Source organism: Kumtagia sp., assembly GCF_059502445.1.
The window spans coordinates 25,844-46,046 of the sequence record NZ_JCACER010000096.1 but is presented as its reverse complement, the minus strand read 5'-3'; the positions used below and the strand labels follow the sequence as shown (position 1 = coordinate 46,046).

Below are 20,203 nucleotides of genomic sequence, written 5' to 3'. Positions count from 1 at the left end.
CGCAAAGGTCCATCTCTCCCGTGAAGGGATGAAAGGGAGCAGACACATGGACAAGATCATTCTGGTCACCGGCGCCTCGGGCGGCATCGGCGAAGGCATCGCCCGCGAGCTTGCCGCCCATGGCGGCAAGGTGCTGCTCGGCGCGCGCCGTCGCGACCGCGTCGAGGCCATCGCGGCCGAGATCCGCGCAGCCGGCGGCACTGCGGAGGCGCGCGCGCTCGACGTTACCGACCGTGCCTCCATGGCCGGTTTCGCGCAGGCCGCGCTCGATCTCTGGGGCCGCATCGACGTCCTGGTGAACAATGCCGGCGTGATGCCGCTCTCGCCGCTCTCCGCCGGAAAGCAGGACGAATGGGGGCGCATGGTCGACGTCAACGTCAAGGGCGTGCTGTGGGGGATCGGCGCGGTGCTGCCGGTCATGGAGCGACAGGGCAGCGGCCAGATCATCAATATCGGCTCGATCGGCGCGCTGCAGGTCGTGCCGACGGCAGCAGTGTACTGCGCCACGAAATTCGCCGTGCGCGCCATTTCCGACGGGCTGCGGCAGGAAAGCACGAACATCCGCGTCACCTGCGTCAATCCCGGCGTCGTCGAAAGCGATCTGGCCTCGACCATCACCCATGAAGGAACCAGGGCGCTGATGGGCGAATATCGCGCCATCGCCCTGCAGCCGGCCGACATCGCGCGCGCCGTGCGGCAGGTGATCGAGGCGCCCGACAGCGTCGACACCACCGAGATCACCATCCGCCCGACCGCCTCCGCCAACTGATGCGGTGCCAGCCCAGCGGCCTTGGCCGCGGCCATTCCCTAACCCCTTCGAAGAAAGGACCCGACCGATGACGTCTTTGCGACTGACGCACCCCCTCGCCCGCCCCCTCCGCGCCCTTTTGGTCGCTTCGGCTCTCGTCATAGCCACGACGGCCGCCCGCGCCGATCAGGCGGATACGGCCACCCGCAACGAAGCGGTGGTGCGAAAGGCCTTCGACAATTGGCGTGCCGGCGGCAATGTCTTTGCCGAGTTGCTGGCCGCGGACATAAAGTGGACCATTCACGGGTCGGGACCGGCGGCCGGCACCTATGCCGGGATGGAGAATTTCGTCGAACGGGCCGCGGCTCCGCTGACCAGCCGTCTCGCGACCCCGATCGTTCCCGAGGTCCATGGCATCTGGGCATCGGGCGACACCGTGATCGTCCGCTTCGACGGCTCGGCCACCACGACTTCGGGCGCACCTTACGCCAACCAGTTCGTCTGGATCTTCAGGATGAAGGACGGCCGCGTCGCCGAGGCCGAAGCCTTCCTCGATCTCGTCGCCTACCAGACCGTCGTCGAAAACAACGCGCCGCGCGCGGATTGAAAAACCTCGTTCGGCAGCGCTGGTTCATCCGGCGCTGCCCCCATCCAATCATCGGGAGACGGAAGATGAAAAAGCCCTTGGCAACGCTTGTCGCAATGGCCCTGCTCGGGCAGCCCGTTGCAGCACAGGAGACGGCCGCGACGGCTGATCACCCCTATGTCGGCATGTGGGTCACCGAAGACGGTCACATCCGCCACGAACTGCTGCCCAACAACCGCTATGTCGAGGCGCGCGGCACCCGCGAACGCGCCTATGAAGGCCGTTACGAGGTGACCGGCGACCACATCGAATATTGGGACGACACCGGCTTCACCGCGGACGGCGATTTCATCGACGGCGTGCTCCACCACGGCGGAATGGTGCTTTACCGGCGATAATCCGGTAGCTTGTCGCCAACGCCACTTTCCTGAGTGAGGCGTCGTTGCCGACGCCTTCACCGGGCTCAGGCGCCGCGGGCGATCCGCTCGATCTCCTCGCGGACGAGCCGCTCGACCAGCGTCGGCAGATTGTTGTCGAGCCAGTCCTGCAGCATCGGCCGCAGCATCTCCTCCGCAATTTCGTCCAGGCTCTTGCGGTTGCGTGCCGCCAGGGCCTCCGACAGCTCGCCGAAGGCCGCCGCGACCTGCCGCTCGGTCTGGTCGGAAATGATGGCGGGCCGGGCCAGTTCGGCGGAAAAGGCCGGAGCCTCGTCCGGCTCGTCGATCTCCGCCGCCGGATGGTCCGCCTCGGCGGAGGGCGTCTGCGCCGACGCGATGTCGCGCAGCACGGCGTTGGCGACGTCGTCCATGTCGAAATCAGCCTCGCCTGCCGCCTCGACAGTCTCCGGCTCGGAAATTCCGAGCCGCCAGGCATCGACACTATCTTCCGACGGACCGTCGCCGGCCGTGGCCGGCGGCTCGATTTCAGCAGCAGTGGAAGCCTCGTCGAACGTCGCCGCCTCGAATTCGGCAGCCTCGGAGGCGCGCTCGGCGACCTCGCGTGCCGCTGCGCGGTCCGCCATCACCTGCGCCTGCACGTCGGCCATCGTGAAGGTCTCGCGCACTTCCGGAAAAATCCCGGCTTCGCCGCGCGGAGCACCCCGGAATGCCTCCACGGCGATCACCGAAGCCTGGTTGGCAGCCGGAGCAGTTTCGGCGAGGCCTTGCGGGGCGGTGATGTCGTTGTCGGGTCGCACCACCGGATCGTCGCCGCGGCGGACCGAATCGCTGTCCTCGATTATCCTGCGGATGGAAGCCAGGATTTCTTCCATCGAAGGTTCGCGCTGCGCGCTGCCCAATTGTGCCATCGTCACATCCGCCGCCTTTGTGACCTGTTGCCTGGGCTGCTCCCCACGAACAGCCCACGAATCATGACAACAGCCTAGCCGAGGCGGGGGGCAGCGAGAATCCCCAAAGACGGTTTCGCAGGAATTTCAACAGGCAAGGCAGGGCGCGCGAGGCGCGCCCTGCAGGAGCGCGTCAGCGGCCGTCGGGCGTGCGCAGGCCGAACCACTTGTCCTTGACGGCCTTGTAGTGCTCCTGCGGCTTGTATTCGGCCACTCTTAGGCCGAGCCGCTGCGAGTTGAGCGCGCCGATCGCCGAAAGAATGGCGTAGCTGCCGACCACCACGTCGCGCTCTGCATTGGCGAGGTTGATCTGCGCGGTGATCACGTCGGCCTGCGCGTCGAGCACGTCGAGCGTGGTGCGCTGGCCGACATTGCGCTCCTCGATCACGCCGTTCAGCGCGAGCTGGCTGGCGGAGACGACCTCGCGGTTCGCCTGGACGTTCTCGCGCGCGGCGACATAGGCCGTCCAGGCAGAGGTGACCGCCTGGCGGACATCGTCGCGCCGGACGTCGACGTCGATGCGCGCCTGGCCCAGCGTCTCCTTGGACTGGCGGATCTCCGCCGAGGTCCGGCCGCCCGTATAGATCGGTATCGTGAGCGAGGCGCCGATGCTGGCCGAGGTGCTGGCACCGTCCGAATTTCCAGGGAAGGGTTCAGTATTCGTATAGCCGGTATCCACGCCCGCCGACCCGGTGATGCGCGGCAGCAGCACGCCTTCGGCCGACTTCACCTGGAAGCCGGCGGCGTCGACGAGATGCTGGGAAGCGAGAATTGCGGGATGCTCCGCAGCGGCCATCGCATAGGCCGCCTCGGCCGACTTGGGCAGGAGCTTCGCCAGCGGCGCGGCGGCCTGGAGGTTGCCCGGCTCCTCGCCGACGATCTGACGGTAGGCAGCGGCGCTGGCCTGCGCCTGCGCGCGCGCGGCGCTCAACTGGGCGACGGCCGAGGAGCGGCTGGCATCGGCCTGCGCGACGTCGGTGCGCGTGCCCTCGCCGACCTCGAGGCGCGACCGGGCGGCACGCGCCTGCTCGTTGAGGAATTCGAGATTCTGCTCCGTCAGCACCGCGATCCGGCGGTCGCGGATCACGTCCATATAGGCGCTGGCCGCGTCGAACAGCGTGTTCTGCTCGGAGTTGCGCAGGCTCTCGAAGGAGGCGCGTACCTGCGCCTCCGCAGCGGCGACATTGTTCCTGGTCTGGAAGCCGTCGAAAAGCGTCTGTTGCAATTCAATGCCAAACGAGCCGGTGGTGATGCGCGGGTCGGAGCCCGCAGTCCCCCCACGCCTGAGCTTGTTCGAGCTGTACTGTGCATTGCCGGTGGCGGCGATCGTCGGCCGGTAACCGGACTTGGCGATGGCGACATTCTCGTCGGTGACGCGCGCGCCGGCGCGCGCCGAGTTCAACGTCGAGTTGAACTGATAGGCCTTGGTCAGCGCGCCGAGAATCGTCTCGGCGGAGGCCGTCGCGGCCGACAACGCGGTCGCGGAGAGGAGGACGGCGGCGAACAGTGACTTGCGAAACAACAGCACAGACTTTCCCTCTACCGCAGCGGCAAAAAGCCCTTCCGCCCGGATTATCCGGAGCGGTCGCGCATGCGGCCGCCACGCACCCGTTGCCCGATCCCCGCTTTGGCAGGGTTCTGCAACCACTACTCTAGACTGCGAGCCACCATCCCCGACTGCGTCAGAACTGAAATGTATAAGCCCGCTCGAAGCCCGGCAATGGCTTAATTGCCGCGTTGAAGACGCTGCGGCCGGTGACCACGCCGTTCCACTTGGAATAGAGCCGTGCCTTGCCGGCGTTGCCGCGGCCTTCGACCGCGACCAGCCGCCCGCCTTCCCTGAGCTGCGCGAACAGCGCCTCGGGCAGTTGGTCGACCGATCCGCCGACCAGGATCGCATCGTAGGGCGCTTCGGCGCCGTAGCCTTCCGGCAGCGGGCCGCGCACGACCGCGACATTGTCGAAACCCAGCCGCGTGAGATTCTCGGACGCCAGATCGGCGAGCATCGAATCGGCTTCGAGGGCGATGACGGAACTGGCGAGCCGCGACAGCACCGCGGCCGAATAGCCGGTGCCGCAGCCGATATCGAGCACGAAATCCGACGGCGCGATGTCGCAAAGCTGCACCAGCTTGGCGAAGGGCGACGGCTCCATGAGGTAGCGCGGAGGATTGCCGCCCTGCGCGGGAGCGACCTCCACGTCCTCGTCGATATAGGCGAGGTTGCGCTTGGCTTTGTCGAGAAACTCCTCGCGCGGCACCGTGAGCATGGCGGCGAGCAGCGCCTGGTTGTTCACGTCGGTTGTGCGCAGCTGGCCGTCGACCATCCGTATCCGGCGCTGGGCGTAGTCTGCTTCCATGTCGAACCGGTCCGTTCCTAGCGCCGCGGGGCGCATATTCATCGAAACGCACGGCGTCGACGCAGGCGGGGCGCCGAAAGCGATGGAGGCCTCGCCCGGAATCGAACCGGGGTGCAAGGATTTGCAGTCCTCTGCGTAACCACTCCGCCACGAGGCCAGACCGCCATGCGTTCTGTGCCTGCTCAATAGGTTAACCGACCGGGCCGGGTCAAGTGACAGCGCTGCAGGGAAAGCGTCCCTTTCACATCATTCCGCGAAACGGGGTGGCCGACGTGTTTTTTTCGCATCACCTGATTAAATCCGCATCCGCCGCTGGATTCGTCCGGGAAAGCCCTCCCGAGCAGCGGCTTGAGAGGGCGTGACCGGGTCGCCGGCTGGGCAAGGAAACCGCGCCGGCCGACCGTGACCCGCGACCGTCGCGGTGATTCGAGCCCGTGCCGGGTCAGGCTCTGTCGGAATTCCGCTCAAGGCCGTCGCCGCCGCCCCCACCAGACCGCACCACGGCGACGCACACGGCGCACGGAGGCGAACTCGTAGGAAAGCACCAGCAGCCCGAGCGGGACCATCCAGAAGCCCAGTATCGGCAGGAAGCCGAGCACGCCGCCGACGATGAGCAGGACGCCGATCGCGATCCGCAAGGGGCGCGACTTCGGCATGCGTAGCTCGCGACCAAAAACGGAGATCGTCCGATGCGCCTGCCGGTGCCTTTCCTTGTGCTGCGGTTTTCCGTCCATCGACCGTCTCGTTTTGCGTCGCAGTCTTCGGTCGCGACGGCCTCCGCCAGCCGCATTCCCCGATTCCGCGTGCTCCGCCGTTCACATAGGACAGCAAATCGATCAAAAAAATGCCCAACGGCGCTTTGCAAAGCCGAAACGGGTTTGCTATAGCCAGCCGCGTTGCTGAACGAGCACCTGTTCCCCGGTAGCTCAGCGGTAGAGCAACCGGCTGTTAACCGGTTGGTCGCTGGTTCGAATCCGGCCCGGGGAGCCACTCCTTCCGAAAATCGATACGGCCCGCATGGAAATGCCATCCCGGCTGGCATTGATCGCTCGCCCGGAAAGATGCCCCATTTCCGGGATTTCTGGCCGATGGCCCATCGGTCCGCTCCCGGGTCACGCGACGGCATCAATTGTTTACGAGCGGTGGAACTGCCGCGTGCCGATGACAGTTGGTCGCAGGTGCGTTACCGAAGGTCACAGAACGATGGACCGGAGATCGGCGGAGCCGTCGTATTCTCCCTGGCGACTGTCGTAGCAGCCACGGCGTTGGCGCTTTATGCGGCCAGCATCGGGGTGTTCGACAGCCAGCCGGCCGGACGGTTGCATTTGGCGTCGATGGTTTCGGTCCCTCCGCCGCCGCAAGACAGTGCCGGCATCGACGGGATCACCACGTCCTCGGTTGCCGGGACGCCGGCCCGCCCCGATTGCAACGTCGTTGCCTGCGCCAGGGCCTATCGCAGCTTCACGCCGTCCGACTGCACGTTCCAGCCTTTCGACGGCCCCCGCCGTCTTTGCCGGAAGTAATGGGGCGTTTTACCACGCTTTCTGCTTGCCGTGCGGTGTAGGCACCGACAAGACGCCGAAACATAATATTTTTCAGCCATCGTGCCCCTGTCGCGGTCCGTTAACCCGACATTTAGCGGTTGCGGAACACAAATGGAACAGATAGTGTTTGTTCTGGTTTTGTTTTGACGCGATTCCGGATGGGGCCAAGATGCTGACGCGCAAGCAATACGAACTCCTGCTCTTCATCCATGAGAGGCTGAAGGAGTCCGGCATTCCTCCCTCCTTCGACGAGATGAAGGAGGCGCTCGACCTGGCGTCGAAATCCGGCATCCACCGTCTGATCACCGCGCTCGAGGAGCGCGGCTTCATTCGCCGCCTGCCCAACCGGGCTCGCGCGCTGGAGGTGATCCGCCTGCCCGATACGATCGCGCCAGGGCTCGCTCCCGCGCGAAAATTCTCGCCCAGCGTCATCGAAGGCAGCCTCGGCAAGCGTCCCGCCGAGCCGGCGCGGGCGCCCGTCGCCAGCAACGACGACGAGGCCGGCCCCGGCGTCTCCGTCCCGGTCATGGGCCGCATCGCCGCCGGCGTGCCGATCGACGCCATCCAGCATCGCACGCATTCCATCATGATCCCTCCGGAAATGCTGTCGGGCGGCGAGCACTATGCGCTGGAGGTCAAGGGCGACTCGATGATCGAGGCCGGCATCCTCGACGGCGACACGGTGATCATCCGCAATGCCAACACCGCCAACCCCGGCGAGATCGTGGTGGCGCTGGTCGACGACGAGGAGGCGACGCTGAAGCGTTTCCGCCGCAAGGGCGCCTCCATTGCGCTGGAGGCGGCCAACCCCGCCTATGAGACGCGCATCTACGGGCCGGACCGCGTACGGGTCCAGGGCAAGCTGGTCGGCCTGATCCGGCGTTACTGATTTTTCGGCGGGCGGACCTCAGGGCCGGCCGGAGGTCTCCCCGGCATCGGCACCGGACGACGGTTTGGGCGAGGAATCGGGAACGATCGGGACGCGGTCCACGCCATCGCTGTCGGCAGTGGCAGCTCGGCTATCCGTTGCTGCCCTCGCAGGCACGTCCGTTCCGGCGGGTGCCAGTGGGTCCTGCGGCTTGCCCTGCTTGCCCCGGCGATAGGGCGGCAGCCCGCGTGCTTCGCGTGAGAAGACGCGATGGCCGTGCCATGGCCGCTCCGGCAGGCCGATGGCGAAGTCGATTTGCGGCGGTCCCGCGCCGGGCGTGAGAAAAACGGCGGCGCTCCCCGAGCGCGCAAGGTCGCGCCTCGTCACCACCGCAAGTCTTTCATCGGCGCATTTCAGCGGAACGGCCGCGTCGTCGAGCACGATGACGGCAGCGAAGGCGCAGGCGCGCCGGGCCTCCTCCGCATCTGCGGTGTGGACGACGACCGCCCCCGACATAAGGCGCGCGGCGCAACCGGCAGGCCCGCACAGGAAGCCGCCGCCGTCGCGGGCGGCAAGCGCGATCGATTCGAGGGTTGGCCCGTCCGTCTCGCTTCCGGCCGTTTTTTCGTTCCGTGCGGCGGCCGGCGGGACATCGTCGATCGGGTCGCCCTGCCGTGGCCGGTTTCCGCCGGTCTCGCGCTTGTCGGCGGTCGGCCCAGGCCGCTCGACGATGCGTTGTGGTTTGTGCACCGCCCTTCCCTCGAGAGCCCGCTGCCAGTTCTGGGCAGTGAACGCGTTGGCGCGCGTTCGGTTGACGGCAAGCCCGTCTTGCGCGTCGAGCAGTCCGACCAGGGCGCCGTCCTCGGAAACCAGGACATCCGGCGGGCCGACATTGTCGAGCGTCAGCAGGCCGGCAAGGGCGAAGGGAAGTGCCGCCAGCCTCAGCCATGTGGTGGCGACCGTGGCAATCACCAGGGCGAGCGTCAGCAGCAGCACGGAACCAACCGAGATCAGGCCGACCGCATCCACCGGCGAGCGCCGTGAAAACCACTCGGCCACCGCCACCATCGCGGAAATCCCCTTGCCCATCAGATCGAGGAAAGGTCCGTCCAATCCGAACGGCATCGCCGCGGCGGCAAGGACCGCCGCCGGCATCACCACCACCGAGACGATCGGCATGGCCACCAGGTTGGCGCCGAGGCTGAGCGGGGCGATGCGCTGGAAGTGGTAGGCGCCGTAGGCCGTGGTGGCGAGGCCGGCGACCAGCGAGGTAACGAACAGCCCGACGGCTATCCCGACGGTCCGGCGCAGCGCCATGGCCGCGAACGATCGCTGCGCCGACATGGTCCCCGCCTCCGCGTTGCGCCGCTCGCTCCACCAAGCATAGGCAGCGACCAGCGCCGCGGTCGCGGCGAAGGACATCTGGAAGCTCGGGCCGACCACTTCGTGCGGCGTGAGCACGAGCACGATGATCGCAGAGATGGCGAGATTGCGCATGGTCAGCGCCGCGCGGTCGCACAGCACGGCCACGAGCATCACAGCCAGCATCAGGAAGCTGCGCTGCGCCGCGACCTCGCCGCCGGAGATGGCGAGGTAGCCGGCGACCGCCGCCAGGCCGCCCGCGGCGGCGTATTTCTTCACCGGCCGCCGCGACGCGAATCCCGGAAACAGGGCCATCCCCGCGCGCAGCGCCCCGATGACGACGCCGGCGACCAGCGCCATGTGCAGGCCTGAGATCGAAATCACATGATAGAGCCCGGTGCGCCGCAGCGCCTCGCTGGTCTCGTCCGGGATGCCGGCGCGCACGCCGACCATCAGCGCCGCGGCAATCTCCCCTTCCGCCCCCGCGACCCGCTGGCGGACTCGTTCGGCAATCCGGTTGCGGATGTTCTCCAGCGCTGCCGTGAACCGCCCGGCCAGGCTCGCGGTCCGCGGGGAGACAAGCTCCGGCCCGCTCATGAAGAAGCCGCTCGCGCCGATCCCGTCGAAATAGCTTTCGAAGGAGAAGTCGTAGCTGCCGGGCCGCACCGGTCCCGACGGCGGGCGCAGCCGCACCAGGCCGCTCACCGTCGAGCCCACCGCGACACCTTCGGGCAGCTTGCGCGCCGTGGCGCGGATACGCTGCGGCGCGTAGCGCAACTGCGGGCGCTCGGTCGACGCGACGTCGATCGTCAGGCGCACCCGGCCATTGGCCAGCCGGTCGAGACCAGTCACATAGCCATTGACGCGCGTGGCGACTTCGCCACCGAGCATGGCCGTCCCGGCGCGCCAGGTCTCTACCTTTCCCAACAGCGCGCCGAGGCAGACCAGCAGCACCGCAAGGACGGGCAGCCGCCATGCGGCGGCACGAGGGCCGAACGTCATCGCCGCGATCAAGGTCGCCGTCGCGGCCAGCAAAAGGCGGCCGTCGGGCTCAAAGGGAATCTGGAAATAGAGGAGCGCACCAACGGCGAGGAAGACGGGCACGAGCAGAAAGAGGGTTCCTCGTTCGACCTCGAGCGTGGCGGCCGATTCCGCGGCATGGAATGCCATCGGAAGCGCCGTCCGTGCCTTACCGGCGATGATGAGGAATGGTCGTCCGGTCGGCCGCGAGTTGACGGGAAGGCGCGGAAAAGGTGCGACCGCGGCCACCTCCTGCGGCGGCTGGCTTGCGCCGCGCAGCAGAAGCCGCTCGTCCCAGTCGCCCCCGGATGTGTCCGCCATGGCTCCACCCCGGCGCCAAGGTAAGCCTGCCGGCTTTCTCCGGCCTTGCGCCCCCGACCTTCTATGCTACATGAACGCCGACCGATTTCCACGCATCCGCCGCACGGGACTGCCGGGCGGCGGCAGCGCATTGCCGAGAGGCCGATGTCCAAGCCCGTCGTCACCCGTTTCGCCCCCTCGCCCACCGGCTATCTGCATATCGGCGGAGCCCGCACGGCGCTGTTCAACTGGCTCTATGCCCGCCACACCGGCGGCACGATGCTGCTCAGGATCGAGGACACCGACCGCGAGCGCTCGACGGAGTCGGCGACGGCGGCGATCCTCGACGGGCTGACCTGGCTCGGCCTCACCTGGGAGGGCGAGCCGATCTCGCAATTCGGCCGCGCGCAGCGCCACCGCGAGGTGGCCGAGGAGCTGGTGGCCAAGGGCAAGGCCTATTACGCCTACGAGACGCCGGCCGAGCTGGAGGCCATGCGCGAGAAGGCGCGCGCCGAGGGCCGGCCGCCGCGTTATGAGGGCCGCTGGCGCGACGCCGATTCCTCGGAGGCGCCTGCCGGCGTCAAGGGGGCGATCCGCATCAAGGCGCCGCGCGACGGCGAGACTGTCGTGCGCGACCGGGTGCAGGGCGATGTGCGCTTTCCCAACAAGGATCTCGACGACTTCATCATCTTGCGCTCCGACGGCGTGCCGACCTATATGCATGCCGTGGTGGTCGACGATCACGACATGGGCGTCACCCACATCATCCGCGGCGACGACCACCTGACCAACGCCGCCCGCCAGACGGTCATCTACGACGCCATGGGCTGGGAGGTACCGGTCATGGCGCATATCCCGCTGATCCATGGGGCCGACGGCGCAAAACTGTCGAAGCGGCACGGCGCCCTCGGCGTCGAGGCATACCGCGCCATGGGCTACCTGCCTGCGGCGCTGCTCAATTACCTGGCGCGGCTCGGCTGGAGCCATGGCGACGACGAGGTCATGTCGATCGGCGACATGGTCCGCTGGTTCGAGATCGAGGACGTCAACCGCGGTGCGGCGCGCTTCGACTTCCAGAAGCTGGAGGCGCTGAACGGCCTCTATATGCGCCGGATGGATGACGCGGAGCTGACCGGGGCACTGGTCGCCACCCTGCCCCATCTGGCGACCTCGGGCCCGCTCGCGGCCGGGATCGACGAAACGCAGAAGGCAAAGCTGCTGGCGGCAATGCCGGGATTGAAGGAGCGCGCCAAGACGCTGGTCGAACTGGCGGACAGCGCTACTTACCTGTTCGCGCAGCGGCCGCTGGCAATGGACGAAAAGGCGGTGGCGCTGCTCGGCGAGCGCCCGCGCACGGTGCTGGCCGGCGCCTGGGCCGCGCTCACGGGCGTCGCCGGCGACTGGACGGCGCAGTCGACGGAGGCGGCCATCCGCGAATTCGCGACCGCGCAGGGCGTGAAGCTCGGCCAAGTGGCGCAGCCCTTGCGCGCCGCGCTGACCGGTCGCAGCACCTCGCCGGGCGTGTTCGACGTGCTGGCGGTGCTGGGTCGAGAAGAGAGTTTGGCACGCATCGGAGATCAAATCGATTAGTCCTTCCCTGGCCTCATCAAGGGCCATTGCAACCCTTCTGCTGCGGTGCAACATTGCCGCCGCCTTCAGAAGCTCCCGGATACGGCTTGGACAGCGGGGTGAACCGCACTCAAGCCGGCATCCACGTGGCGGCGACCAGCCGCCGCTATCCCGACCTTAAACAAAGGGGTATCCGCATGACCGAATCGACAGCGAAGCTGGAATTCAGGGGCAAGACGCACGAGCTGAAGGTTCGACCGGGCTCCGTCGGGCCTGAAGTGATCGACATCGCCTCGCTCTACAAGGACACCGGCGCGTTCACCTACGACCCCGGCTTCACGTCGACGGCAAGCTGCGAATCCGAGATCACCTTCATCGACGGCGACGCCGGGGTGCTGCTGCACCGCGGCTATCCGATCGACCAGCTGGCCGAGCACAGCGATTTCCTGGAAGTCTGCTACCTGCTGCTCTACGGCGAGCTGCCGACCAAGGCGCAGAAGGACGATTTCGACCACCGCGTCACGCGCCACACCATGGTGCATGAGCAGATGAGCCGCTTCTTCACCGGCTTCCGCCGCGACGCCCATCCGATGGCAGTCATGTGCGGCGTGGTCGGCGCGCTGTCGGCCTTCTATCACGACTCCACCGACATCTCCGATCCCTACCAGCGCATGGTCGCCTCGGTGCGCCTGATCGCCAAGATGCCGACGATTGCCGCCATGGCCTACAAGTACCATATCGGCCAGCCCTTCATTTACCCGAAGAACGACCTCGGCTACGCCGCCAACTTCCTGCACATGTGCTTCGCCGTGCCGTGCGAGGAATACAAGGTCAATCCGGTGCTGGCGCGCGCCATGGAGCGCATCTTCATCCTGCATGCCGACCACGAGCAGAACGCCTCGACCTCGACGGTCCGGCTGGCCGGCTCGTCGGGCGCCAACCCCTTCGCCTGCATCGCCGCCGGCATCGCCTGCCTGTGGGGGCCGGCGCATGGCGGCGCCAACGAGGCGGCGCTCAACATGCTGTCGGAGATCGGCACGGTCGACCGCATCCCCGAATTCATCGGGCGCGCCAAGGACAGGGACGATCCGTTCCGCCTGATGGGCTTCGGCCACCGCGTTTACAAGAACTACGATCCGCGCGCCAAGATCATGCAGAAGACCACGCATGAGGTGCTCGGCGAGCTCGGCATCAAGGACGACCCGATGCTGGACGTCGCCATCGAGCTGGAGCGGATCGCGCTGACAGACGAATATTTCATTGAAAAGAAGCTCTACCCGAACATCGATTTCTATTCGGGCATCACACTGAAGGCGCTCGGTTTCCCCACCACCATGTTCACCGTGCTGTTCGCGGTCGCCCGCACCGTCGGCTGGATCGCCCAGTGGAAGGAGATGATCGAGGACCCGCAGCAGAAGATCGGCCGGCCGCGCCAGCTCTACACCGGCCCGGCGGAACGCGATTTCGTGCCGATTGCGAAACGGTAAGAAGCGAATAGCGAGTAGGGAATAGGGCCACCTCTCTTCCCTATTCGCTATTCGCTACTCACTATTCCCTATTCGCTACTCACTATTCCCTATTCGCTAGTTCCATCACCACTTCCGCCGCCAGCTCCCCCGCCGGCCTGTCGGTGCGCATGCGCCGCGCGACTTCGGCAAAGCCCTGTTTCTGCCAGGCGCGCAGGGGCGTGTCGGCGAACAGGCCCTCCAGCTCGCGCGCCAGATGCAGCGGGCGGACATACTGGTTGTAGTGCTCCGGCACGACGACCCGGTCGGCGATGATGTTGGGCAGCGACGCCGACCAGACGGTGACCAAGCCCTGGAACGCACGGCCGACCGGATCGAGCTTGTAGCAGGATATGAAGGGTACGCCCGCCAGCGCCAGCTCGAGCGAGACGGTCCCGGACGCGATGAGCGCGGCGTCCGCCTCGCCGAAAGCCTGCCATTTGCGCTCGGCATCCAGGATGATCTCGGGGCGGTCCGGCCAGCCCGACGTGGCGTCGCGCACCCGTTCGGCGACGTGCGGCACGGTCGGCAGCAGCAGGTTCAGCCGGTGACCGCGGGCGCGAAGCTGCGCCAGCGTGTCCGCGAACGGGGCGAGCAGTCGGCCGACCTCGCTGCGCCGCGAGCCCGGCAGCACGAGAAGGTTGCGCGGCTCGCCGGGTGGCGAAACCATACGGCCCGCCTGCAGCCGCGCGGCGGTCAGGATGCCGGGATCGGTGGCGAGCCGGTGGCCGACGAATGTGCCGGGCGGGCCGCCCAGCCGCTCGAGCTCGGCCGGCTCGAAGGGGAGCAGGCACAGGATGCGGTCGACATAGGGACGCATCGCGGGTGCCCTGCCCGGCCGCCATGCCCATACCGACGGGCAGACATAATGCACGATCGGGATGGTCGGATCGGCGGCGCGGACCTTTTTGGCGACGCGCAGCGCGAATTCCGGGCTGTCGATGGTGACGAGGCAGTCCGGCCGCTCGGCGACGATGGCGCGCGCCGTCTGGCCGATGCGGCGGACGAGTCGCGGCAGGTCGCGCAGGATGGCGCCGATGCCCATCAGGGCGATCTCGGAAGCGTCGAACAGCGAGCGCAGGCCGAGTTCCTGCAGATGGCGGCCGCCGGTTCCGACAAGCGCGACATCCCTGCCGGTGGTGCGCCGCAGCGCCTCGACAAGATCGTGGCCGAGCAGGTCGCCGGACTCCTCCCCGGCGATCACGGCGATCTTCAGCGGGCGCGTATTCATGGCGTGCGCTCCCGCGGCAGGCCGACCACGAACAGGCCGAGTGCGTCGGCGCGCTCGACGAGATCGCCGACATCCAGGACCAGCGCCCGCCCGGCCTCGACGCCGATGCCGGCGAGGCCGGCGGCGTGCGCCATGTCGACCGTCGCCGGGCCGATCGCCGGTAGGTCGGCGCGCAGCTCCTGCCCGGGCTTCGCGCATTTGACCAGGACGCCGCGCGACTTGCCGGCGAGCCGGCCGTGGCTGCGCAGGGCCTTCACACGCTCCAGCAGTCCGTCGGTGCCCTCGATGCCTTCGACCGCGATCACCCGGCCGCCGATCGCCACCGTGCCCTGCCCTATGTCGAGCGCGCCGATGGCGCGCGCCGCGGCATAGGCGGCGTCGATATCCGGCCAATCGGCGGCGCGCGGCCTCTCGCGGCTCATCGGCCCTTCGACGGCGAGCAGATCCGGCACGATCTCATGGGCGCCGACGACCTTGATGCCCTCCCGCTCGATGGTGCGTATCAGGACGGTCAGCAGGCCGTCGTCGCCGCGCCGCAGCGCGGCAAGCGCCCGCGGCAGATGACGCAGCAGGGACAGGCTGGGCCGGAACTCACGCCAGGCGGGCCGGCGCCCGATGCCGCCGGCGAGCACCATATGGGTTATGCCGCGCCGTCTCAGGCTGGACAGCGCCGAGGCGAACTCGCCGAGCCCGATCTCCATGCTCTCGAAGGGTGCAAACGCCGCCCGCTGGTCCGTCTCGCCGCGCACCAGCACGACGAGCGGCGCATGGTTCTGGCGGGCGAGGCCTTCGGCAACCTCCACCGGCAGCCGGCCGCTGCCAGCCACCACCGCGACCTTGTCGCCGGAGCCGAGTTGGATGGACGGCGTCTCAGTCCTGGCCGTCGGCGTCGTCATCGGCCGCGCCTTTCAGCGGCGGGAGCGTGAACTGCCTCTTGCCGCGCGCCAGCATGAACTCGACCACCCGCATCGCATAGGGAGAATCGGCGAATTTCGCGCGCGTGATCTCGATGTTCTCGGCAAGCGTGCGCGACCGGTCGAACAGCGTCTTGTAGGCCAGCCGCAGCTTCAGCACCTCGGCATGCGGCACGCCGGAGCGCTTCATGCCAACGACGTTCATGCCGCGCAGCACCGCGCGGTTGCCGCCCACCATGGCGTAGGGAACGATATCGCCGAGAATCATCGAGCCGCCGGCGACGAAGGCGTTGTTGCCGATCCGCACGAACTGGTGGATTGCGGTCAGCCCGCCGATGCCGACGAAGTCGCCGACCTCGCAATGGCCGGCAAGCGTCACGCCGTTGGTCAGGGTGACGTTGTTGCCGATCGAGCAGTCATGCGCGATGTGGACATAGGCGAGGAAGTGGCCGTTGTTGCCGACGGTCGTCGCTCCCCGGCCGAAATCGGTGCCGGTGTTCATGCTGACGAATTCGCGGATGATGCAGTTGTCGCCGATGGTCAGCGTCGTACGCCCGCCCTTGTGGCCGGTGCTTTGCGGTGGCCCGCCGAGCACCGCCTGCGGGTGGATCGTGCAGTCGCGGCCGATCGTGGTGGCGCCGGCGACGACGACATGGCTGATCAGTTTCGTGCCGTCGCCGATCACGACGTCGGCACCGACATGGCAGAACGGGCCGATCTCGGCGCCGGCGCCGATCTGGGCGCCCGACTCGACGACGGCAAGGGGATGGATGAAGGTTTCGGTCATGATCTCTTTGGTCAGGCCGCGCCGGCGATCATGGCGGAAATCTCGGCCTCCGCCGCCTTCGCCCCGTCGACCAGCGCCTCGCAGGCGAAGCGCCAGATGGTGCCGCGCTGCTTGAGCTTCTTCACATGGATTTCCAGCCGGTCTCCAGGCACGACAGGCTTGCGGAACTTGGCGTTGTCGATGGTCATGAAATAGACGATCGACGGACTGTCGGAGCCGCGGTTGCGGATGCAGATGGCACCTGCCGTCTGCGCCATCGCCTCGATGATGAGCACGCCGGGCATGACCGGCTGGCCGGGAAAGTGGCCCTGGAAGTGCGGCTCGTTGAAGGTCACGTTCTTGATGCCGACGGCCGAGTTGTCGCCGTCGATGGCGATGATGCGGTCGACCAGCAGGAACGGATAGCGATGCGGCAGGAGCTTCAGCACGCCGAGAATGTCGATCGCCTCGAGGGTGACGGCCTCAGCCATTGTCCTGCTTCCTTGCCCTAGCCTTTGTCAGCCTGCCGAGCGTGGCGATCTCGCGCATCGCCTGGCCGATCGGCTTTGCCGGGTAGCCCGCCCACACCTCGCCTGCCGGAACGTCATGCATGAAGCCGCTGCGGGCCGCAAGCTGGGCGCCCGTGCCGATGCTGAGGTGATCGGCGATGCCGACCCCGCCCGCCACCATCACATTGTCGCCGAGGGTCACCGAGCCGGAAATGCCCGACAGCCCGGCGATCACGCAATTGCGGCCGATGCGCACGTTGTGGGCGATCTGCACGAGGTTGTCGATCTTGGTGTTCTCGCCGATCACCGTGTCGGCGAGCGCGCCGCGGTCGATGGTCGTGTTGGCGCCGATCTCGACATTGTCCTGGACGATGACGCGGCCGATCTGCGGGATGCGCTCGGGGCCGGCCTTGCCGATGGCGAAGCCGAACCCGTCCTGGCCGATCTTGGCGCCGGCATGCACGATCACCCGGTCGCCGAGCAGCGCATACTGGACGACGGCGTTCGGCCCGACATAGGAGTTGCGGCCGATCTTGCAGTCGCGGCCGACGACGGCGTTCGGAGCGATGATCGTACCCGCCCCGATCGCCACGCCGGCGGAGATCACCGCGCCGGCCTCGACGACGACACCTGCTTCCAGCCGGGCGCCAGGATCGACATGGGCCGCGGGCGAAATGCCGGTCTCCCCGGTCATGGCGACCGGCGACGCGGCTTCCGGATAGAGCAGCCGGCCGACCATGGCGAAGGCATATTGCGGCCGCGGCGTCACCAGGACGGCAATGCCCCCCGGGGCACGCTCGGCCACGTCCGCCGTGCACAGGATGGCGGCGGCGCGCAGCCCGTCCATCAGGGCGGCGTTGCGCTTGCCCTCGACGAACACCAGCGCACCGTCGCCGCCGGTGGCCGCGGCGGCAATGGAGTCAACCAGGGCGTTCGCCAATTCGGGTGTCTTGATCTCGGCGCCGGTGAGCGTCGCGATCTCAGATGCCGAGTAGCGACGCACCGATGCGAAGAATTCGGTTTCGGACATGCAGGCCTTTGCGTCCGGGCACAGGTGCCCGGACCGCTCGTTGCTTCAGAAGCGCGTGGAGATGCCGAAGTTGAAGTTCTGCTCCTGGTCGTTGTCCTCTTTGACCACCGGCAGGGCGTAGTCGACACGCAGCGGACCGAAGGGCGACGCCCAGATCAGGCCCGCACCGACCGACGCGCGCCACTTCATGCTCGAGCCGGCGACTTCGACGTCATCATTGCCGATGTCGTTGCCGTAGAGCGTCGCCGCGTCGGCGAACACGGCGCCCCGCAGGCCGAAGCTCTCCGGAATGACCGGCACCGGGAATTGCGCCTCGACCGAGGCGTTAAAGTAGGTGGTGCCACCCAGATGGTCGTCGGTATCGGCATCGTAGGGACCGATGCCGTTGTATTCGAAGCCGCGGATCATGCGGTCGTTGGCCTGGAAATGGTCGAAGATGCGCAGATCCGATTCGCTGCCGTAACCGGTGATGTAGCCGCCGCCGACGACCGCCAGGCCGACGATGTCATACTCTTCCGACAGCGTCTTGTAGTAGGAGCCGCGGCCGGTCAGCTTGATGTACTTGGCGTCGCCGCCGATGCCGGCGAACTCGGCCGTCAGGTTGGCATAGATACCCGAATGCGGGTTCTTCATGTCGTCGATCGTGTTGTAGATCAGCGACTGCGAGATCGACGACTTGTTCCACGGGCTGTTGTCGATGCCGTCGACGATTGCCTCCGACACGTCGCACGGATTGGGATCGCCGTCTTCCGGATCGCAATTGTCGCGGAACTCGTACTTCTCCTGCGCGAAGGTGTAGGCCGTCTGCGTCGTCAGCGCCTCGGTGATCGGCAGGCCGAAGCGCACGGTCGCGCCGGTCGTCTCGCTCTGGTAGTCGTCGTAGGTGCGCGTCTGGCGGAAGATGTCGAAGCCGGCCGCGATGCGGCGCCCGAGGAAATACGGCTCGGTGAAGGAGAAGGTGAAGTCGCGCGACCGGCGGCCCACGCCCGCGGCGAAGCGGATGAACTGGCCGCGGCCGAGGAAGTTGCGCTCCGTGATCGAACCCTCGACCGACGGTCCCGGAGTCTGGCCGCCCGTGGTGTAGCCCGCGCCGATCGACAGTTCGCCGGTCGACTTCTCCACCAGGTCGACCACCAGCACCACCTGGTCCGGCTCGGACCCGGGCACGGTCGAGATGTCGACGCGCTCGAAGAAGTTGAGCTTCTCCAGCCGCCGCTTGGCGCGCTGGATGAGAACCTGGTTGAAGGCGTCGCCCTCGCTGACGTCGAATTCGCGACGGATCACGAAGTCGCGGGTGCGTGCATTGCCGCGGATCTCGATGCGCTCGATATAGGTGCGCGGGCCCTGATCGATGGCGTAGGTGACCGCGATCGTGTGGTTCTCGAAATTGCGGTCGCCGCGCGGGGTGACCTGCGCGAAGGCGTAACCCTGGCCGGCCATCTGCTCGGTGAGCGCGATGATCGAATCCTCGACGTTCTTGGCGCTGTAGCCGTCGCCGCTATGCGTCGTGACCAGCGACTGAAGCTTGGTGGTGTCCACGTCGGGGATGGTGCTGTCGATGGAGATGTCGCCGAAGGTGTAGCGAGCGCCCTCTTCGACGGTGATGGTGATGGTGTACTGGTTGGACGCCTCGTCCAACTCGCCGATCGCCGAGATCACCTGGAAGTCGGCGTAGCCGCGATTGTAATAGAAGCGCCGCAGCAGCTCCTCGTCGGCGCGCAGGCGCTGTTCGTCATAGATGTCGTCGCGCAGCAGGAACGACAGGAAGGTCGAGCGCTTGGTGGCGATGACGTCGGACAGCCGGCGGTCGCCGAAGGCGTTGTTGCCGACGAAATTGATCGCCGCGATCTTGGTGCGGTCGCCTTCCTGCACGGTGTAGACCACGTTCACGCGGTTGTCGCCGAGATCGATCACCTGCGGCGTCACCGTGGCGTCGTCGCGGCCGATGCGGCGATAAGCGTCGCGGATCGCTTCCGCGTCGGCTTCCATCGCGGCGTCCGTAAAGGTACCGCGCGGCTTGAGCTGCACGGCGCCCGTCAGGGCGGCGTCCTTGATCTTCTTGTTGCCTTGGAAGAGCACCTGGTTGACCACCCGGTACTCGGAAACCTGGACGACCAGGGTAGAGCCGACCTGGTTGATGCGCACATCCGAGAACAAGCCGGTGGCGAACAGCCGCTTCACCGCCTCGTCGACATCGGCATTCGAGAACGACCTGCCCGACGTGATCCCGGTCTGGCTGCGAATCGTGTCGGCTTCGACACGCTGGTTGCCGCGAACCTCGATGCTGCTCACCACGGCCGCATAAGCGGCCGGGACGGCAGCAAGCTGGACGACGATAGCGCCAGGAACGGCGACCGCCGCTGAGAGGGCAATCGCGGACGCGGCGCCCAGAAAATTAGAAACTGCCTTCATCGGGCTCAAATTACCTTTTTCTCGTAGTCCCCACGGCGAGAAAACCGGACGTCGCGGACATTTGCGCTTACGGTATTAACCGGATTTTCCCTATACGCAAGGCTTCTGGTTAACCGCCGTTTACTTCGCACCCGGCC

18 protein-coding genes and 2 tRNA genes are annotated in these 20,203 nt (G+C 67.1%); 8 read left to right on the top strand and 12 right to left on the bottom strand.

The features are described from left to right. Positions 1-46: 46 nt before the first annotated feature. The 3 genes from AC5JDC_RS24455 (at position 47) to AC5JDC_RS24445 (ending at position 1,732) form a co-directional block, all read left to right on the top strand. A complete protein-coding gene (locus tag AC5JDC_RS24455) occupies positions 47-769 on the top strand; it encodes an SDR family oxidoreductase (protein ID WP_495845418.1) in 723 nt (240 codons plus the stop codon). Positions 770-836: 67 nt separating this feature from the next. Beyond that, entirely contained in the window at positions 837-1,355 is a 519-nt protein-coding gene (locus AC5JDC_RS24450; RefSeq protein WP_106772504.1) for a nuclear transport factor 2 family protein, read from the top strand. A 95-nt stretch (positions 1,356-1,450) separates the two neighbouring features. Beyond that, positions 1,451-1,732, top strand: coding sequence for an Atu4866 domain-containing protein (locus AC5JDC_RS24445; RefSeq protein WP_425351337.1), 282 nt, complete (start codon positions 1,451-1,453; stop codon positions 1,730-1,732). A gap of 65 nt (positions 1,733-1,797) precedes the next feature. Here the strand turns inward: AC5JDC_RS24445 and AC5JDC_RS24440 are convergent, their stop codons facing one another. The 5 genes from AC5JDC_RS24440 to AC5JDC_RS24420 form a co-directional block, all read right to left on the bottom strand. Further along, a complete protein-coding gene (locus AC5JDC_RS24440) occupies positions 1,798-2,640 on the bottom strand; it encodes a PopZ family protein (protein WP_495845416.1) in 843 nt (280 codons plus the stop codon). A gap of 172 nt (positions 2,641-2,812) precedes the next feature. Further along, complete coding sequence (locus AC5JDC_RS24435; protein ID WP_495845414.1) at positions 2,813-4,207, bottom strand: TolC family outer membrane protein; 1,395 nt, start codon at positions 4,205-4,207, stop codon at positions 2,813-2,815. A gap of 154 nt (positions 4,208-4,361) precedes the next feature. Then, entirely contained in the window at positions 4,362-5,036 is a 675-nt protein-coding gene (locus AC5JDC_RS24430; protein ID WP_495845412.1) for a protein-L-isoaspartate O-methyltransferase family protein, read from the bottom strand. Between the two features lie 83 nt (positions 5,037-5,119). Then, a tRNA-Cys gene (locus AC5JDC_RS24425) sits at positions 5,120-5,193 on the bottom strand. Between the two features lie 307 nt (positions 5,194-5,500). After that, positions 5,501-5,770 (bottom strand): hypothetical protein, encoded by a 270-nt coding sequence (locus tag AC5JDC_RS24420; protein WP_106772508.1) that lies wholly within the window; start codon positions 5,768-5,770, stop codon positions 5,501-5,503. Positions 5,771-5,951: 181 nt separating this feature from the next. On the opposite strand from AC5JDC_RS24420, the gene AC5JDC_RS24415 reads away from it, so the two are divergent. The 3 genes from AC5JDC_RS24415 to lexA all read left to right on the top strand — a co-directional run bounded on the left by AC5JDC_RS24415 (position 5,952) and on the right by lexA (position 7,469). Next, a tRNA-Asn gene (locus AC5JDC_RS24415) sits at positions 5,952-6,026 on the top strand. A 98-nt stretch (positions 6,027-6,124) separates the two neighbouring features. Beyond that, on the top strand, positions 6,125-6,559 hold the full coding sequence (locus tag AC5JDC_RS24410; protein WP_495845409.1) for a BA14K family protein: 435 nt from the start codon (positions 6,125-6,127) through the stop codon (positions 6,557-6,559). 190 nt (positions 6,560-6,749) lie between these two features. Beyond that, on the top strand, positions 6,750-7,469 hold the full coding sequence (lexA, locus tag AC5JDC_RS24405) for a transcriptional repressor LexA (protein ID WP_106772560.1): 720 nt from the start codon (positions 6,750-6,752) through the stop codon (positions 7,467-7,469). Between the two features lie 18 nt (positions 7,470-7,487). On the opposite strand, the gene AC5JDC_RS24400 is transcribed toward lexA, so the two are convergent. Further along, a complete protein-coding gene (locus AC5JDC_RS24400) occupies positions 7,488-10,151 on the bottom strand; it encodes a ComEC/Rec2 family competence protein (protein ID WP_495845407.1) in 2,664 nt (887 codons plus the stop codon). Positions 10,152-10,295: 144 nt separating this feature from the next. Between AC5JDC_RS24400 and gltX the strand changes: the two genes are divergently transcribed. Continuing rightward, entirely contained in the window at positions 10,296-11,720 is a 1,425-nt protein-coding gene (gene gltX / locus AC5JDC_RS24395) for a glutamate--tRNA ligase (RefSeq protein ID WP_495845405.1), read from the top strand. 176 nt (positions 11,721-11,896) lie between these two features. Continuing rightward, a complete protein-coding gene (gene gltA / locus AC5JDC_RS24390) occupies positions 11,897-13,186 on the top strand; it encodes a citrate synthase (RefSeq protein ID WP_106772512.1) in 1,290 nt (429 codons plus the stop codon). An 82-nt stretch (positions 13,187-13,268) separates the two neighbouring features. On the opposite strand, the gene lpxB is transcribed toward gltA, so the two are convergent. Genes lpxB through bamA form a run of 6 tightly spaced genes read right to left on the bottom strand, consistent with a single transcriptional unit; the run spans position 13,269 to position 20,066 of the window. Next, the gene (lpxB, locus tag AC5JDC_RS24385) at positions 13,269-14,435 is read right to left on the bottom strand and encodes a lipid-A-disaccharide synthase (RefSeq protein WP_495845402.1); all 1,167 of its coding nucleotides are present in this window, start codon (positions 14,433-14,435) and stop codon (positions 13,269-13,271) included. Then, positions 14,432-15,331 (bottom strand): LpxI family protein, encoded by a 900-nt coding sequence (locus AC5JDC_RS24380; protein ID WP_495845400.1) that lies wholly within the window; start codon positions 15,329-15,331, stop codon positions 14,432-14,434. Before AC5JDC_RS24380 ends, lpxB begins: the two co-directional genes overlap by 4 nt. Next, positions 15,306-16,136, bottom strand: a complete 831-nt coding sequence (lpxA, locus tag AC5JDC_RS24375) for an acyl-ACP--UDP-N-acetylglucosamine O-acyltransferase (RefSeq protein WP_495845398.1) — start codon at positions 16,134-16,136, stop codon at positions 15,306-15,308. The genes AC5JDC_RS24380 and lpxA overlap by 26 nt, the downstream gene beginning before the upstream one ends. Before the next feature lie 11 nt (positions 16,137-16,147). Beyond that, entirely contained in the window at positions 16,148-16,606 is a 459-nt protein-coding gene (gene fabZ / locus AC5JDC_RS24370) for a 3-hydroxyacyl-ACP dehydratase FabZ (protein ID WP_106772516.1), read from the bottom strand. Continuing rightward, positions 16,599-17,654 carry a UDP-3-O-(3-hydroxymyristoyl)glucosamine N-acyltransferase gene (gene lpxD, locus AC5JDC_RS24365; RefSeq protein ID WP_495845395.1) on the bottom strand — a complete coding sequence of 352 codons (1,056 nt, stop codon included), beginning with the start codon at positions 17,652-17,654 and terminating at the stop codon, positions 16,599-16,601. Before lpxD ends, fabZ begins: the two co-directional genes overlap by 8 nt. A gap of 45 nt (positions 17,655-17,699) precedes the next feature. Then, positions 17,700-20,066: an outer membrane protein assembly factor BamA gene (bamA, locus tag AC5JDC_RS24360; RefSeq protein WP_495845393.1), complete on the bottom strand. Its 2,367-nt coding sequence runs from the start codon at positions 20,064-20,066 to the stop codon at positions 17,700-17,702. Positions 20,067-20,203: the final 137 nt, after the last annotated feature.